Origin of the sequence: Psychroserpens mesophilus (genome assembly GCF_050617655.1) — a bacterium.
Classification (GTDB): Bacteria; Bacteroidota; Bacteroidia; order Flavobacteriales; family Flavobacteriaceae; genus Psychroserpens; species Psychroserpens mesophilus_A.
On record NZ_JBODQC010000035.1, the window covers coordinates 1 to 509 of the forward strand.

A 509-nucleotide genomic window follows, 5' to 3' on the forward strand; every position below is an offset into this window, starting at 1 on the left:
TATGTCAGAGACAAAAAACAATAATGGATTGAAGGTAATTGCCGGTCTGTTGGGAGTCATCCTGCTCGGGACGATTATTTACACGGTCAGCCTTTACCAGGAGAAAAAAAAGAATGAGGCCGTACTGACCCAGGAGAAAGAGCTGGTAGTAGAAGACCTGAACAGCCTGAAGTCCGAATACGACAAGGCGATTCTGGAAAGCAACGCCACCAATGAGGAACTGGTTGCCGCCCGGGACAATATCGCCAATTACATCGACAGCGTTAAGGCAATGAAGGCCGACCTGTCAACACTTTCCCGCTACCGTCGCCAGGTATCCATCCTGAAGCAGGAGCGCGAAGAGCTGCTCCGCCAGGTAGACTCCCTGCGCGAGTCCAACACATTGATTGCCATGCAGCGCGACAGCACGTTTACCGAGCTGGAGAAGCAGACGGTATTCAACGATTCCCTGGTTGTTCAGAATACGCAGCTGGCGGATGCTGTTGAGCGCGGCTCTGCCCTGAACCTGA

General features: G+C 52.7%; 1 pseudogene. It reads left to right on the plus strand.

Annotation, left to right across the window (positions count from 1 at the left end):
• Window position 1 precedes the first annotated feature (1 nt).
• A pseudogene (locus tag ACRHNM_RS16200) lies at window positions 2–509 on the plus strand (hypothetical protein); the annotation flags it as partial.